The 14,773-nt window shown below is 51.1% G+C and carries 15 protein-coding genes; 9 read left to right on the top strand and 6 right to left on the bottom strand.

Features of this window, described 5'->3' with window-relative positions; genetic code table 11:
- Positions 1 to 4 precede the first annotated feature (4 nt).
- Positions 5 to 805 carry a class I SAM-dependent methyltransferase gene (locus ACY2RQ_RS00850; RefSeq protein ID WP_490111053.1) on the top strand — a complete coding sequence of 267 codons (801 nt, stop codon included), beginning with the start codon at positions 5 to 7 and terminating at the stop codon, positions 803 to 805.
- A 179-nt stretch (positions 806 to 984) separates the two neighbouring features.
- Here the strand turns inward: ACY2RQ_RS00850 and ACY2RQ_RS00845 are convergent, their stop codons facing one another.
- The gene (locus ACY2RQ_RS00845; protein ID WP_490111052.1) at positions 985 to 1,290 is read right to left on the bottom strand and encodes a hypothetical protein; all 306 of its coding nucleotides are present in this window, start codon (positions 1,288 to 1,290) and stop codon (positions 985 to 987) included.
- Positions 1,291 to 1,947: 657 nt separating this feature from the next.
- On the opposite strand from ACY2RQ_RS00845, the gene ACY2RQ_RS00840 reads away from it, so the two are divergent.
- The 6 genes from ACY2RQ_RS00840 (at position 1,948) to ACY2RQ_RS00815 (ending at position 8,797) form a co-directional block, all read left to right on the top strand.
- Positions 1,948 to 2,439 carry a formate dehydrogenase subunit gamma gene (locus tag ACY2RQ_RS00840; RefSeq protein ID WP_490111051.1) on the top strand — a complete coding sequence of 164 codons (492 nt, stop codon included), beginning with the start codon at positions 1,948 to 1,950 and terminating at the stop codon, positions 2,437 to 2,439.
- Positions 2,436 to 4,046, top strand: a complete 1,611-nt coding sequence (locus ACY2RQ_RS00835; RefSeq protein WP_490111050.1) for a formate dehydrogenase beta subunit — start codon at positions 2,436 to 2,438, stop codon at positions 4,044 to 4,046. Before ACY2RQ_RS00840 ends, ACY2RQ_RS00835 begins: the two co-directional genes overlap by 4 nt.
- Complete coding sequence (fdhF, locus tag ACY2RQ_RS00830; protein WP_490111049.1) at positions 4,039 to 6,918, top strand: formate dehydrogenase subunit alpha; 2,880 nt, start codon at positions 4,039 to 4,041, stop codon at positions 6,916 to 6,918. The genes ACY2RQ_RS00835 and fdhF overlap by 8 nt, the downstream gene beginning before the upstream one ends.
- A gap of 96 nt (positions 6,919 to 7,014) precedes the next feature.
- Positions 7,015 to 7,269 (top strand): formate dehydrogenase subunit delta, encoded by a 255-nt coding sequence (locus ACY2RQ_RS00825; RefSeq protein ID WP_490111048.1) that lies wholly within the window; start codon positions 7,015 to 7,017, stop codon positions 7,267 to 7,269.
- Positions 7,270 to 7,327: 58 nt separating this feature from the next.
- Positions 7,328 to 8,218: a radical SAM protein gene (locus tag ACY2RQ_RS00820; protein ID WP_490111047.1), complete on the top strand. Its 891-nt coding sequence runs from the start codon at positions 7,328 to 7,330 to the stop codon at positions 8,216 to 8,218.
- Positions 8,219 to 8,299: 81 nt separating this feature from the next.
- Positions 8,300 to 8,797, top strand: coding sequence for a hypothetical protein (locus ACY2RQ_RS00815; RefSeq protein ID WP_490111046.1), 498 nt, complete (start codon positions 8,300 to 8,302; stop codon positions 8,795 to 8,797).
- A 237-nt stretch (positions 8,798 to 9,034) separates the two neighbouring features.
- Here the strand turns inward: ACY2RQ_RS00815 and ACY2RQ_RS00810 are convergent, their stop codons facing one another.
- From ACY2RQ_RS00810 to ACY2RQ_RS00800, 3 genes are all read right to left on the bottom strand, one after another.
- Positions 9,035 to 9,478, bottom strand: coding sequence for a DUF3010 family protein (locus ACY2RQ_RS00810; protein ID WP_490111045.1), 444 nt, complete (start codon positions 9,476 to 9,478; stop codon positions 9,035 to 9,037).
- 125 nt (positions 9,479 to 9,603) lie between these two features.
- Entirely contained in the window at positions 9,604 to 10,182 is a 579-nt protein-coding gene (gene syd / locus ACY2RQ_RS00805; RefSeq protein ID WP_490111044.1) for a SecY-interacting protein, read from the bottom strand.
- 105 nt (positions 10,183 to 10,287) lie between these two features.
- Positions 10,288 to 10,425 carry a hypothetical protein gene (locus tag ACY2RQ_RS00800; RefSeq protein WP_490111043.1) on the bottom strand — a complete coding sequence of 46 codons (138 nt, stop codon included), beginning with the start codon at positions 10,423 to 10,425 and terminating at the stop codon, positions 10,288 to 10,290.
- Positions 10,426 to 10,468: 43 nt separating this feature from the next.
- On the opposite strand from ACY2RQ_RS00800, the gene ACY2RQ_RS00795 reads away from it, so the two are divergent.
- Positions 10,469 to 11,110, top strand: a complete 642-nt coding sequence (locus ACY2RQ_RS00795; RefSeq protein WP_490111042.1) for a hypothetical protein — start codon at positions 10,469 to 10,471, stop codon at positions 11,108 to 11,110.
- Between the two features lie 53 nt (positions 11,111 to 11,163).
- Here the strand turns inward: ACY2RQ_RS00795 and ACY2RQ_RS00790 are convergent, their stop codons facing one another.
- On the bottom strand, positions 11,164 to 11,673 hold the full coding sequence (locus tag ACY2RQ_RS00790) for a nuclear transport factor 2 family protein (protein ID WP_490111041.1): 510 nt from the start codon (positions 11,671 to 11,673) through the stop codon (positions 11,164 to 11,166).
- 224 nt (positions 11,674 to 11,897) lie between these two features.
- On the opposite strand from ACY2RQ_RS00790, the gene ACY2RQ_RS00785 reads away from it, so the two are divergent.
- Positions 11,898 to 13,532 (top strand): SulP family inorganic anion transporter, encoded by a 1,635-nt coding sequence (locus tag ACY2RQ_RS00785; RefSeq protein ID WP_490111040.1) that lies wholly within the window; start codon positions 11,898 to 11,900, stop codon positions 13,530 to 13,532.
- A 67-nt stretch (positions 13,533 to 13,599) separates the two neighbouring features.
- Here ACY2RQ_RS00785 and ACY2RQ_RS00780 read toward each other — a convergent pair whose 3' ends face one another.
- Positions 13,600 to 14,319, bottom strand: a complete 720-nt coding sequence (locus ACY2RQ_RS00780; RefSeq protein ID WP_490111039.1) for a hypothetical protein — start codon at positions 14,317 to 14,319, stop codon at positions 13,600 to 13,602.
- Positions 14,320 to 14,773 lie beyond the last annotated feature (454 nt).

The following is a 14,773-nucleotide window of genomic DNA, read 5'->3' as shown; positions in this document are numbered from 1 at the left end:
TGCTGTGGGTGTAGACCCTGTCTCCATAAAAATTCTTGCGACGCCAGCCTGTGATACTGAGAAGCTGGAACAATTGGCTGCTGCCACAGGTTTGTCCATCCTTGAAGGGGATGTTCCGAAGTTTATCCGGGAACCGGGATTGGTGCTCTGGTTCAGTCCGGCCGGTCTGGCTCTGCAGCAAACCGGCAAGGGCGCTCCTGGCCCGGTTGTGGTGGACTTTGTCGGTGGCGCTGCTGGACATCGTCGTAAATATGGTGGTGGAAAGAGTCAGTCAATAGTCAAAGCCGTTGGTGTTTCCGATACCGGGCGACAGTTGTCAGTTCTTGATGCCACGGCTGGCCTTGGCCGTGACGCTTTTGTGCTGGCGACTATGGGCTGCCGGGTTACTATGATTGAACGTTCCCCGGTTGTCCGTGCCCTGCTGGCTGATGGGCTGGCCCGGGCAGGAGATGATCCGGAAGCTGGAAAGATTGTAGTCCGGATGTTATTGGCTTCCGGTCATGCCCCTGAATTGATGCAGGGATTTATCGACAATAAGCAATTATTTGATGTCGTTTATCTTGATCCTATGTTTCCCCACCGGGAAAAGTCCGCTGCGGTAAAAAAAGAGATGGTATTGTTCCAGTCCCTGCTGGGGCCGGATATGGATGCCGATGACTTGCTGGTTCCGGCCCTGGAGCTGGCGCAACACCGGGTTGTAGTAAAACGTCCGAAAAAAGCCCCGAATCTGGCCGGGAAAGAGCCAGCTTACCGGTTAGAAGGGAAGTCAGGGCGGTTTGATATTTATTCCCTCAAACGCTTCTGAGTGGTTGTTGAAAAGTTATTCGGTTTCCACCTGTTATTATGGCTGAATAATGGGGGCCGGATGACCCTTCCACCATATATATATGCTGAGAGCTGAACGTCAGTTGCACCGACGGATATATTTCTGTTAGCTGCAAACCAGCCATGCTTACAGTGAAAAATATTATAACTACTACCTGTTCAGATCAGGCAGCTTGATTTTGAATGATCACGCTGGATAAATTTAAGCTTTTCTGGGTATTCACTGTGAAGTTTTCGCCACTGATCATTAGAAATAAATCTCCAAGAATCATCTCCATATTCTTTTACCATAACTTGATCTCTAAGAAGAATTAATTCACGGTCAATGTGCACGGTAAAGTCATATTTTAGTGCATCTCTACTTGTTTCAAAAACACACATGCTATCAAAGCACCCCATAGGGAAAATGTCTTCTACACCTAAACTTTTTAGGTGCCATACAAAACGGGACAGAAGTGGCCACAACAAGGACCAGCCCTGGCAGCCATCGAAATAAAATCATGCCTCCTGAAACTCCACCACACTCCTGCACAGGGTACAGGAGTGTGGTGGACAGGATGATAGTAACGCCTATTGACCCTATTCGCATTTATGTGTCCACTTCCAGTACCCGGAAACCCAGGTTTGACAACGGAGACCAGGACAACAGTTGTAGCACTCATGCTCGTTACTATCAGTGTATTGATGACCAGAAGGGACACAGGTTTCTGCCGCCAGTTCAAGCAAGTGATTATTAAAAGAAGTGGCTGGATTTATACTTGCATCAATACTATCCGATGCTGTAGCTATGCTGAGTGCGCCAGTTAGGATTGGCATCCAGACGAAAACCGCTATACGGGAAAAGGAAATCATAAGAAGCTCTTTATTTTCATGTCACAAGGAAGTGCAAGTATGGTTGCCTTTTCGGCACTTGAGGCCCTGATTTCACTATATTCTTATTCGCAATAATTATGAAAATTTCCATGCAAACACAAATGCACATTTCTGTACAGAAAGAGCCAATACAGTTACCATGAGCCGCCGATGGACGGGGTTATTTAACCGCTGATAACCCGCCCACCCAGACACCAGCGCACATCAGAACATTTCACCCAAATAAGAACAATGAAAGGCTTTTATCTGATGACAGGCATGACCGAAGCAGCATTTTCTACCGTGAACGCTGCTCTTGAGCAATACAAAGATCAACCAGGCAGCCTGCTTCCTATCCTTCATGCCATTCAAGGGAAGCTGGGCTATATCCCTTCTGGTGCCGCCGAACTGATCGCGCCGGCACTGCAACAGACCAAAGCCGAAATCCACGGCGTTATCAGCTTTTACCACCATTTCCGTACATCACCACCCGGCAATAACAGAATACAGGTCTGCCGCGCGGAAGCCTGCCAGGCCCGGGGCTCAAGAACCCTGGAAAAGCATGTGAAGGAGTCACTGGGTATCGACTATCATCAGACGACGCTCGACCAGGAGTTCAGCCTGGATGCCGTTTACTGTCTCGGTAACTGTGCCTGCGGACCCAATATTCAGGTCAATGACGATGTTGTCGGCCGTGTCACACCGGAACGCTTTGATGGTCTGGTCAATCAACTGACCACCAAGACCCTGGAGCTGCAATGAGCCAGACCACCCTTTTTGTACCGAGAGATACCACCTCCCTCTCTCTTGGGGCTGGTACTGTGGCTGACAGTCTCGCAGCACAGTTCTCAGAAAAGAATGTACCTCTGAATCTTATTCGCAACAGCTCCCGGGGTCTGTTCTGGCTGGAACCTTTGGTGGAGCTGGAAACAGAGCAGGGGCGGGTGGCCTTTGGACCGGTGAATCCAGAAGATACTCCGTCACTGGCAGAGAGTATTGCTGCAGGAGCCTACGACCAGCATCCGTTATTTCTGGGGCTGACCGAAGAAATCCCTTATCTGAAAAAACAGATACGGGTCACCTTTTCCCGCCTCGGCATTACCGACCCGGTCTCTGTCGAAGACTATGTACAACATAATGGTTTTGCCGGGCTGCAGGCGGCGCTGAAAGTCGATAGTCAGCAGATTATTGATGAAGTGAAAACCTCCGGCCTGCGAGGTCGTGGTGGCGCAGCCTTCCCTACTGCAATCAAGTGGCAGACCGTTCACGATGCGCCTGCTACACCCAAATATATTGTCTGCAATGCCGATGAAGGTGACTCTGGCACCTTTGCCGACCGTCTGGTGATGGAAGGCGACCCGTATATGCTGATTGAAGGCATGACCATTGCCGGTCTGGCGGTGGGAGCAGAACAGGGTTATATCTATGTGCGCTCCGAGTACCAGCTCTCTTTCGATATTCTTCAGGAAGCCATTACCAAAGCGGAACAGGCCAATTACCTGGGTGCAAATATTCTTGGCAGCGGCAAGAACTTCCATCTGCAAGTACGGCTGGGTGCCGGTGCTTATATCTGCGGTGAAGAAACCTCCCTGCTGGAAAGTCTGGAAGGCAAACGCGGGCTGGTACGGGCCAAACCGCCTCTTCCGGCATTGGAAGGGCTGTTTGGATGTCCGACAGTGGTCAACAATGTCCTCAGCCTTGCCGCCGTGCCCTCGATTATGGCCGATGGCGGCCAGGCCTACAGCGAATATGGTGTGAACCGTTCCAAAGGCACCCTGCCTTTCCAGCTGGCGGGCAATATTCAACAGGGCGGGCTGATTGAACTTCCCTTTGGCCATACCCTGCGGGAACTTATTGAAGATTTTGGCCAGGGCACGGCGTCCGGCAGACCGATGCGGGCCATTCAGGTCGGCGGCCCCCTGGGCGCTTATCTGCCAGAATCCCAGTGGGACCTGCCCCTGGATTACGAAGCCTTTGCCAGTGTTGGCGCAGTGCTCGGCCATGGTGGTGTGGTGGTATTTGACGACACGGTTGATATGTCGGAACAGGCCCGTTTCTCCATGGAGTTCTGCGTGGAAGAGTCCTGCGGCAAGTGCACTCCCTGTCGTATTGGTTCCACCCGGGGTGTGGAAGTGATTGACCGTATCCGCAATGGCGACAATCCAGACGCCAACCTGGAGCTGCTGGATGATCTGTGCGACACCATGGAACTGGGTTCCCTGTGCGCCATGGGCGGTATGACCCCTTTCCCGGTACGCAGTGCCACCAAACACTTCCCTGAAGATTTCAAAAACAAGAGCAACAAGAAAAATAACAAGGATGAGAGCAGTACTGACTCTCTCACATCAGGAGAGATTGCCCATGCTTGAGTATTTCGATCCGAAAACCGATGCCCTGAAAGATTACGGTACGCCGGTTGTCCATTCCGACGTTATGGTGACTTTGGAAATTGATGGCGTGGAAGTGACCGTGCCGGAAGGCACTTCGGTGATGCGCGCCGCAGCCCTGAACAATATTAATATTCCCAGACTCTGCGCCACCGACAATCTGGAGTCCTTTGGTTCCTGTCGTTTGTGTGCGGTTCAGGTGGAAGGCCGTCGTGGCCTGCCTGCTTCCTGCACCACACCGGCGGAAAACGGTATGAAGGTCACCACCCAGAATGTCGCTATCGCCAAATTGCGCCGCAATATTATGGAGCTGTATATCTCCGACCACCCCCTGGACTGCCTCACCTGCCCCAGCAATGGTGACTGCGAGTTGCAGGATATGGCCGGAGCTGTGGGTTTGCGGGATGTGCGTTATGGCTTTCAGGGTGAGAACCATCTGGATGCAAAAAAAGATGAGTCCAACCCCTACTTCACCTTTGATCCATCCAAGTGCATTGTCTGTTCCCGCTGCGTACGGGCCTGCGAAGAAGTGCAGGGCACCTTTGCCCTGACCATTGAAGGGCGGGGCTTTGATTCCAAAGTGGCTGCCGGACAGAGCGAACAGTTTCTGGATTCCGACTGTGTTTCCTGTGGCGCCTGTGTCCAGGCATGCCCTACGTCCACGCTGATGGAAAAGAGCGTCATTGAACAGGGACAGCCGGAACATTCTGTGGTCACCACCTGCGCTTACTGCGGTGTGGGTTGTTCATTCAAGGCCGAAATGAAGGGCGACCAGTTGATCCGCATGGTGCCTTACAAAGGCGGTGAAGCCAACCAGGGGCACTCCTGCGTCAAAGGCCGTTTTGCCTTTGGCTATGCCACCCATAAAGACCGTATTAAAGAACCGAAAATCCGGGATTCTATCGACCAGCCCTGGCGCACAGTGTCCTGGGAAGAAGCCATTCAGTTTGCCGCAGACAAGATCAAAGGCATTCAGGCCAGATATGGCCGGGAAAGTGTGGGCGGTATTACCTCATCCCGTTGTACGAATGAGGAAGTCTATCTGGTACAGAAACTGATTCGGGCGGCATTCGGCAACAACAACACCGATACCTGTGCCCGGGTCTGCCATTCCCCCACCGGCTACGGCCTGAAAACCACCCTGGGGGAATCCGCCGGCACCCAGACCTTTAACTCGGTGATGCAAGCCGATGTAGTAATTGTTATTGGTGCCAACCCCACCGATGCCCACCCGGTATTTGGCTCACTGCTCCGCCGTCGTCTGCGTCAGGGTGCTTCCCTGATCGTCGCCGACCCTCGGGATATTGATCTGCTGAAAACACCTCATATGAAAGAGGGTCATCACCTGCCGGTTCGTCCGGGCACCAATGTTGCCCTGATCAACTCCCTGGCCCATGTGATTATTTCTGAGGGGCTGGAAGATACCGCCTTTATTGCCGAACGCTGCGATACCGAAGCCCTGAACAAGTGGCGCACATTTATTCTGGAAGAGAAAAACGCACCAGAGCATAACGAAGCTATTACCGGCGTATCCGCAGAAGCTGTGCGCAAAGCGGCCCGGCTCTATGCCACTGCGGGCAATGGCGCGATTTACTATGGACTTGGCGTGACCGAACACAGTCAGGGTTCCAGCACTGTGATGGGCATTGCCAATCTGGCGATGATTACCGGCAATATTGGCAGGGAAGGTGTGGGCGTAAACCCGCTGCGGGGCCAGAACAATGTGCAGGGTTCCTGTGATATGGGTTCTTTCCCCCATGAATTACCCGGCTACCAGCCTGTGGCTGACAACACCATTCGTGCACGGTTTGAACAGAGCTGGAATGTCACCCTGGATAATGAACCCGGCCTGCGTATTCCCAATATGTTCGATGCCGCCATTGAAGGCACCTTTAAAGCCATGTATGTGCAGGGTGAAGATATTGCCCAGTCCGACCCTAATACCCAGCATGTGCAGGCGGCCCTGGAATCCCTGGAATGCCTGATTGTGCAGGATATTTTCCTGAACGAAACGGCAAAGTACGCCCATGTGCTGCTGCCGGGTTCTTCTTTCCTGGAAAAGAACGGCACCTTTACCAATGCCGAACGTCGTATAAACCGGGTGCGTAAGGTTATGCCTGCAATTGCCGGCAAAGAGGACTGGGAAGTGACCCAGGAACTCTCCACCGCCCTGGGTTATCCGATGAATTACAGCCATCCATCGGAAATTATGGATGAGATCGCCAGCCTGACACCGTCATTTACCGGAGTCAGCTACGACAAGCTGGAACAACTTGGCAGCATCCAGTGGCCCTGTAATGACGAGAACCCGGAAGGTATGCCCACCATGCATACCGAAGAATTCCCCATTGGCAAAGGCCAGCTGGCTATTACTGAGTATGTACCCACCGAAGAACGCAGCACCCGCAAGTTCCCGTTGCTGCTCACCACCGGCCGGATTCTCAGCCAGTACAATGTCGGTGCCCAGACCCGCCGTACCGATAACCAGGTCTGGCATGATGAGGATGTGCTGGAGCTCCATACTGTGGATGCTGAGGATCGGGGTATTAAGAATGGCGACTGGCTGGGTATCAGCAGCCGGGCTGGTGATACGGTGATGCGAGCCAGGGTCAGCGACCGCATGCAGCCGGGAATTGTCTATACCACCTTCCACCATCCGGGCAGTGGTGCCAATGTAATTACTACCGATAACTCCGACTGGGCCACCAACTGCCCGGAATACAAGGTCACTGCCGTACAGGTGGAAAAGGTTCAGCAGCCTTCCAACTGGCAGCAGCGTTACCAGGAATTTAACCAGCAACAGGAAGGCTTCCTGAAAACCTCAAAGAACAAGGTCAGCGAGCCAATTCGTTGAGCAACAATAAAAACCGGGTAACAGTCTGACAGACCTGTTACTCCGGAATTTGGATGAGCGATATAATTAACATCCGTGGTTCATCAGGGATTTACCATGATTTATACGACACAGCGCGAGCGCTTGGTCACCATGATGCAACAGATTGTCGATAATAACCGACACCATGGCAGCCCGGAGAAGAATGCCGAGAAAATTGCCGGTCATATTATCCGGTTTTGGGCACGACCTATGAAGCGGGATATTCTTGAGTATTACCGGGAAGAAAAAGAAGCGCTTGCAGAAGATATTCAGCTGACACTGCAAAAAGTGGCGCAGTATTGCGAGGGAGATTCCTCTTTATGCAGATGACGACCTTCGCTTTTCCGGCGACAATAGCCACTATAGTAAACACAAAAAATCAGTTCTGATGTACGACCTTGACTATATAGAGCCGGTGTTCCGTCCGCCCAGTGAATGGCAGTCCCTGATTTTGCAGGTGACCAATGGCTGCTCCTGGAATAAATGTACGTTCTGCGAAATGTACACCCTGCCCCAGAAGAAATTCCGTCCAAAGCCCATTGCCGAAATTGAAAAGGAGCTGCAAACTATTATTGCCACCGGTATGCCGGTAAGACGGGTATTCCTGGCCGATGGTGATGTTATGACCCTCTCTTTCCGCCGTCTAAAAGAAATTGTCGAAACGGTGAATCGTTACCTGCCCGGTATTCAGCGTATATCCTCCTACTGCCTGCCCCGGAATTTGAATAACAAAACCGTGGAAGAACTGGCAGAGCTGCGGGAGATGGGCCTGAACCTGATGTATGTGGGCTGCGAATCCGGTGACAACCTGGTGCTGGAGCGTATCAAGAAAGGGGAAACCTACGAAACCTCTCTGGTGGCCCTGCAGAAAATCCGTGCGGCGGGCATGAAAAGCTCGGTAATGATTCTTAACGGCCTGGGTGGTACCAAATACCTGGAACAGCATGCACTGAACTCCGCACGGCTGATGAACGAATCCCAGCCGGAGTATCTGTCCACCCTGGTAGTGAGCTTCCCGGCCGGCGAAGAACATTTCCGGGAAAACTTCCAGGGGGAATTTGAACCTCTGCAACAGATGGATTTATTTCGGGAAATGGAGATTCTTCTGGAAAACCTGGAACTGGAGAAAACAGTATTCCGCAGTGACCATGCCTCCAACTACCTGGTTCTGAAGGGCATTCTCGGGCGGGATAAACTACAGCTGCTTAATAAAGTCAAAACCGCCATCAACCGGCCAGGCGAGATTCCCCTGCGCCAGGAATGGCAGCGGGGGTTATAAACACCTTTTTCCACTCTTGCCAATATTCCGATCTCTGCTTAACTCAGGATACACTTCCGTATCCTGAGTTAGTAGTTAGTTATGTCTCCCCTGATTAAAGCCCTTCCGGCAGCCCTGCTGGCACTTCTTCCGGTCGACCTGCGTGCCGCATTTGATGAAGATGCCTGCGGCCAAATGCCCTACGTTCTCACCTATTCAACCGGTTATGTGCTACCCGTTTGCGAACCCGGCGGTTTAGATACCTGGGTAACCCTCGCCAGGGACCCAGAGACCTTTAAAATCGTTGAGTGCAATATGATCGCAGACAATGAAATGGATCTTCGATGTGGGCTGTTTAAGAAAATGATAGATAACACCGGTAAATACTATGCAGCGCCAGTACTCCGGATATTACCCGAGGATAATTTTCTCTTAAGCAATAGAGAAGGAGGTTATGAAATACACTATAAAGGCGCTGTTTATAACTGCGCAAATGTACCCGACAAAATAAAAGAGGCTGAAAGTAACTGGAACCGTGTTCTTGAGAGCGAAAACCGGAGCAATATCCGGTTTGATGGTACGGTAGGCGTGGGAATCTGATCTGCCCCCCTCCCCAAAAAGCCGAAGAAAAAGAGCGCCTGTCTACACAGAACAATACCGAAATGAGTGTCCTTACCAGACACGACTATTCCCCTGTGGCCATTATGATAAAGAAGTCAGATCCAGACGCATGACTGGCGAAGCACAAAGAGCTGGTTCACTCCGAAGCCCAAAAGGTTATCTCCCGTGTCGGCTCATCGCCCCCTTCCATGGAGGGGGCTTACGAACGTGGTTCGTTTAGTTTTCCGGTTTTCTGTTTTTACTGTTCAGCCAGGCAAACCCGGTCTGGAAAGCCTGCTCCTGGAATTTTTTCAGGCCGGCGTCCCGGGCGTCAAGCAGCAGGGGGGTATGCTTGAGCTGTTCCTTTGCGGCGGAGGCTGACATCAGCTCAACACAGATACCGTCAATCAGTTGGATGGCAGTTTCAATCTTGAAACTGTCGGGGCCACCGGCGAACTTGCCTTTTTTCAGCCGCTCACGAATAACGACAGTGTTCACCTTATAATCTTCCAGCAATTTACGGAAAATATTCTGGAAAGCCCGCATCCTGGTGGTGTCCGCACCGTTCAACAGGGGAATACGGATTTGGCGGCAGTCATGGACGCTTATCATGCCGTCGTTCAGGGATATAAGGCAGAGCAGGGCTTCACTGCCCTGAATATCAACACTGCAGATTTTCATGGTTATTTCACTTGTATCGCGGACAGAGCCGCAATCTGGTCAGATTCAAAATCTGGCCATTATAGCTGTTCCTCACCTGTGATTGGAAAAGATAGTCCATATTGATCGGCATTACAGGCAGGAATTTATGGCATATCTGTATTTGGCCGCAGGCTGTCGATAAATTCTGCCAGGCTCGCGGCTATACGGTGGTGGGGTTTCTGTCCGACCCGTTCGACCCAGACTTCTCCAGTCTCATTCTGGACCGAAAGAATAGTCTCATCATCGTCTGTTACCGCGAAGAAAAGAGTTTCCGGCTGGCGACGTTTCCGCTTCATCATAATATGGCCGATCAGGTTTTCCTGCAGGCGTTCAAAGTCCTGCAGATTCCATACCTGCAGCAGTTCCAGATTGTCCCCTGCGCTGATGGCCGGCAGGTTGTTGCTGTAAAAACCGGTGAAATAGCTTTTGAAATCCCCGTGGAGCTCCATTTCAAGGGCCTTTTCTACATTAGCAAAGTCGAGTTGATCCGGACAGGACACTGGTTTCCAGCTCACCCTGCCGTCTGCATCAGATTCCCCCTGTTCGCAGGGGGAAGGCCAGCTGTCGTCATGCCTGGTCTGTGGCAGGCTGTTGTGAGTGTTCTGGTACTGTTGCAGCCAGTTCTGCTGGAAAGATCCAAGAGCTTGAATCACCGTGTGAACGTTGTCAGGTATATCAGACATAAAGGGTATAATCCAAAAGGCATTATTATTGCCTGGTTTTCCCCGCTGCCGGTACCGGTAAAGCAGAACATCAGGAAAGCGGCAGGCAGGGTATTGTTTGTAGGGTTAGCCAGAATCATCCAGTGTTGGCACATACAGCTCCATAGCAGTATGTTGACGTTTATTGTCGGAGTTGGACGGTTTTACTATGGTAATCATTTCTTTGCTTTGAAGCTGAACCATGAAAACTCTGAGTATGCTCATATTCTGTGCGCTGTTTATGGCTCCTGCCTCTGCAAATTTTGAAATGTCCTTGTCATATATAAAAGATTTGCTGGCCAACAACAAGAAAGTTGTCATTATGGTGATCGACATGCAGGAAAATGAACTCCTTGGTGTTGATATAAAAGAAGCCGCAGAAGTGCTGCAGCAGCAGATCCATTTCCTTGAGGGACTTCCGGAAGACGACAGACTTATCTTTGTCAGCACCACTCTGTCTGTGATGGGCAGAGACAAAGCCAGCCCAACAATAGATGCAATTACTTCAACCCTGAAGAGGAAATTCGTTTACAGGCGATTTTTCAAAAGCACTATGGATGCCTTCGAGGAAAGAGAGGTTCAATATTCAGAAAAGGTCACGGCACCTGCAGATGTTATTACCCAGACTTTGGGTGATTATCTGCGCCAGAATCAGGTGACAGATATCATGCCTCTGGGCTGTATGGACGGTCAATGTGTCCGGGACACAGCCCTTGGTGGGGAAAAAGAAGGCTTTAATATTCATATTGATTCAGACCTCAATATTATGCTGTCCAATCTGGAGAAATACAGCCTTCCTGGTACGAAATCTTTGGACGTCAGTAAAAATTTAGAAGACTGGGAAAAACTTTTTGCCTCCCATGACAGAATTCACCGTGTCTCAGTCCCCAACCCCTGTCTGCATGACTGAAGATATGGAGAAAGAGCAGGCACCCTGGGGAAGGATGCCACTGAAACCGAAGATCATTGATCGGCAGGGAAGGATTGCCCCGCAGGCTGCTGGCTGAAGGGAACCGACCAGTGGGCATGGTGGATATACCAGGTGCCGTTGTCCTCCTCCAGATAGAGGGTGGTTCTGACCCTGGGAATATTCTGCCATTCTGAAGATTTGGGCAGCTGAAAGTGAACATCCCACTCGGCCAGTACTACGCCGGCATCATCCTTTATAAAGGTATGCAGGTTTTTCACCTGGATACGTGTTGTGGCCTGGGAGAAGTCCCGTTTCATGGCCTCCCGGAACTCAGCCACAGAAGTGATATGTTCATCCACGCCTGTACCCCAGAAATCTATACGACCATTTTTGGGCAACAGCTTCACCAGCGCCTCGGTATTTTTGCCCATATAGGCATTGACGTATTTATGCATCATGGCCTCGGCCTGGCCTGGATCGCCCGCCAGGCAGAGTGCTGAGGCCAGAGCCAGGGCCAGAAAGGAGCCAGCCTGTACCAAGGCTTTCAGAGCGGGTGTCTTCATGATATGTCCCCCATAGGATATGTCCCCCATGGTGAATTAAACCTACAGAGTAGACCATGGTTGCTTCAATTTGTTTCAAATGATCTGAAACATGCTTATTCGGCGGAGTGGAAATGTCATTCTTCTGCAATTGAACAGATGACTGGCTTGCCTATATACTCCGCCGGTTTTGCAGGATGGTCCGGGAGAGGTGGTTTGCCGAATCTGATCGTACACTGTGATAAGTGGCTAATAATTATCTGGCCCTGTTCCGTAATCCCCCTGTTATGGGCAGAGGCTGCATTCAGGAGTGCTCTCTTTTGTTTGATCTTCATGCCAGTAAGGCATCCAGTATTAAAAATGACCTTCTCTCGGGTCTGACCGTTGCGCTGGCACTGGTTCCCGAAGCTGTGGCATTTGCGTTTGTCGCGGGGGTTGAACCTCTGGTGGGCCTGTACGCGGCCTTTATGGTGGGCCTGATTACCGCAGCTATCGGTGGCCGTCCGGGGATGATTTCCGGTGCTACCGGTGCCCTGGCTGTGGTGATGGTGGCTCTGGTGGCCGACCATGGTGTTCAGTATTTGTTCGCCACTGTTATATTGATGGGGATTCTGCAGGTTCTGGCGGGAATATTCCGGCTGGGTAAGTTTATCCGGATGGTGCCCCATCCGGTGATGCTGGGCTTTGTAAATGGTCTGGCCATTGTTATTTTCCTGGCCCAGCTTGGCCAGTTCGGGGTATCCGGTGAAGCCGGCTGGCTGGCGGGCACTTCCTTTGAGGGCAGCGTCATTGACGTGGCCTGGATGGAAGGCAGCTCCCTGTACACCATGCTGGGGCTGGTGGCGCTGACCATGGCTATTATTCATTTCCTTCCCAGGCTGACCACCGCTGTGCCTTCCTCCCTGGCGGCGATTATTGTGGTCACGGTTCTGGTGATAGGTTTTGGCCTGGATACCCGTTCCGTAGGTGAGGTGGCCGGTATTGCCGGTGGCCTGCCGGAGTTCAGTATTCCCATGGTGCCGTTTACCTGGGAAACCCTGACCATTATATTCCCTTACTCCCTGGTGCTGGCAGCCATTGGCCTGATTGAGTCTCTGCTGACCCTGCGTATGGTGGATGAGATCACCGAGACCCACGGCAGTAGTAATCGTGAGTGTATGGGTCAGGGCATGGCTAATGTGGTGACCGGTTTCTTTGGTGGTATGGGCGGTTGCGCCATGATCGGCCAGAGTATGATTAATGTGAATTCCGGTGGTCGTGGTCGTTTGTCCGGTATTTCCGCAGCGCTGTTCCTGCTGTGCTTTATCCTGTTCGCGTCGTCTTTGATTGAGATGATTCCCGTGGCCGCGCTGGTGGGCGTTATGTTTATCGTGGTGCTGGGTACCTTTGAGTGGAGTAGCTTCCGGATTCTCCGAAAGGTGCCGAAAGGGGATGCCTTTGTATTGGTGCTAGTCTCTGTTGTGACAGTACTCACTGACCTGGCCATGGCGGTGGTGATTGGCGTGATTGTTTCCGCGCTGATTTTCGCCTGGGAACATGCCAAGCATATCCGGGTGGAAAAGCAGGAAGACCGGGAAGGTTCAACTGTTTACAAGGTTCACGGCCCCCTGTTCTTTGGCTGCACCAGCGCGTTTCTGGAGCAGTTCACGCCCCGGGATGATAACCCCAATGTGATGATTGATTTTGCTGACTCCCGTGTGAGCGATCACTCTGGCCTGGAAGCGATTGATACATTGGCGGAACGTTACCTGAACGCTGGTAAAACCCTTCATCTGCTGCATCTCAGTCCGGATTGCCGCCAGCTTCTGAAGAAAGCGGGTTCTCTGGTGGAAGTGAATGTGATTGAAGATCCGAAGTATTTTGTCGCGACTAATGCCTGAGATTTGAGTAGCGGTTGTTTGAAGGCCAGTCGGGTAATTCAGACTGGCCTTTTTTGTGAGACCCTGGTTAAACAATATCATCCAGGGAATATTGGGATGCAGGGATATTCTGCCTCCTGGCATGTAATCCGACAGCTAATGATGCCATCGCCCCCATTAAGAATAAGTTAGGAAGCTGAATGGCTGCCCAGCTGGATGTATAGCCCGATGATATACTGTCTGCCAGTGTGAAACCGCCAATAATAGTCGTGGGTCCCAGGATAAAGCCCGTAACTCCTCCGATAATTGAACATGGATTTCGTTTGTTCCATGTACTCTTTCGTGCAGAATGGCCCGGTGCTTCTGCATGAGTGCTGGATTTACAGGATTTCCGGTCATTGTCCACAGTATGACCAATCTGAGCTCCCAAATAACTGTTCAAAGAGGCGTTAGCCAGTAAATATACGCCGATAAACATCAGTCCTAATAATTCGTCATTTGTTAGGAACGCGATAACGGGAACCGCTCCAGTGACCGTTGCAAGGCTCAGTGCCGACCCAACAAGGAAACCGATTGTCATAGTGCAGACTACAGGGTTACTTTTAATATGTCTGAATACCTGAGCAATAAAATAACAGGTTCTTTTACCTGTTCTTTTACCTGTAGGTGTTGAGTCAGTAATATTCTTTATGGCTGCTATAAAAGTGCGTGTTTCTCTGCAGGTCTTAGAATAGATTTTTCGTGCTGTTTTGGCTGGTTGCGGTATCCAGAAGACAGTTTTTCTTATACCAGAGGTGACATGATTCATTATTTGCTATCCCTGTCTTCAAAATCCACATGCTTTGACAGTGTTCAGGGGGATAAGTTTCATATTTGGTGTTGCCTCTTGTTCAGAACAGGACAGTTATAAAAATTTAAAAGCTTTTACCGCAACCCATGTGAACCGGGCCAGCCTGGCCTTTCCCCGTTAGTTATTCCGGGTAATCTTCAGCAGAACAACCTGGTACATCACAGGCTCAAGCAGCACGGGCTCAGGTAGTGTCCACATGTAAAAATATCAGATGTGCTGGCTGCTCTTGCTTTTGCGCTTGATGTGGCAAGGCAAGAACAGCCAATGCTAGAACCTCAACAGGCCCTAACCCGGATATTTCATAAACATGCTCCCGATCTCGCTTGTTCCTTGTCACTCTAAGGAGATTTGGCTCAGTCGACCGTACGCCCCGGTACGACACTTCTTCGCCAAACACCTTAGAGCCACAAGC

Source organism: Parendozoicomonas sp. 209JJ7-1 (assembly GCF_058147085.1).
This window is presented reverse-complemented; position numbering and strand designations above follow the sequence as displayed.

What these genes read in the sequence shown, in the direction of transcription:
- ACY2RQ_RS00825 (WP_490111048.1), top strand. Translation starts at nt 7,015, where the DNA reads ATGATTTATACGACACAGCGCGAGCGCTTGGTCACCATGATGCAACAG.
- syd (WP_490111044.1), bottom strand. Translation starts at nt 10,182, where the DNA reads ATGTCTGATATACCTGACAACGTTCACACGGTGATTCAAGCTCTTGGA.
- ACY2RQ_RS00790 (WP_490111041.1), bottom strand. Translation starts at nt 11,673, where the DNA reads ATGAAGACACCCGCTCTGAAAGCCTTGGTACAGGCTGGCTCCTTTCTG.
- ACY2RQ_RS00815 (WP_490111046.1), top strand. Translation starts at nt 8,300, where the DNA reads ATGTCTCCCCTGATTAAAGCCCTTCCGGCAGCCCTGCTGGCACTTCTT.
- ACY2RQ_RS00820 (WP_490111047.1), top strand. Translation starts at nt 7,328, where the DNA reads ATGTACGACCTTGACTATATAGAGCCGGTGTTCCGTCCGCCCAGTGAA.
- fdhF (WP_490111049.1), top strand. Translation starts at nt 4,039, where the DNA reads ATGCTTGAGTATTTCGATCCGAAAACCGATGCCCTGAAAGATTACGGT.
- ACY2RQ_RS00800 (WP_490111043.1), bottom strand. Translation starts at nt 10,425, where the DNA reads ATGAGCATACTCAGAGTTTTCATGGTTCAGCTTCAAAGCAAAGAAATG.
- ACY2RQ_RS00780 (WP_490111039.1), bottom strand. Translation starts at nt 14,319, where the DNA reads ATGAATCATGTCACCTCTGGTATAAGAAAAACTGTCTTCTGGATACCG.
- ACY2RQ_RS00810 (WP_490111045.1), bottom strand. Translation starts at nt 9,478, where the DNA reads ATGAAAATCTGCAGTGTTGATATTCAGGGCAGTGAAGCCCTGCTCTGC.
- ACY2RQ_RS00795 (WP_490111042.1), top strand. Translation starts at nt 10,469, where the DNA reads ATGTCCTTGTCATATATAAAAGATTTGCTGGCCAACAACAAGAAAGTT.
- ACY2RQ_RS00840 (WP_490111051.1), top strand. Translation starts at nt 1,948, where the DNA reads ATGACAGGCATGACCGAAGCAGCATTTTCTACCGTGAACGCTGCTCTT.
- ACY2RQ_RS00835 (WP_490111050.1), top strand. Translation starts at nt 2,436, where the DNA reads ATGAGCCAGACCACCCTTTTTGTACCGAGAGATACCACCTCCCTCTCT.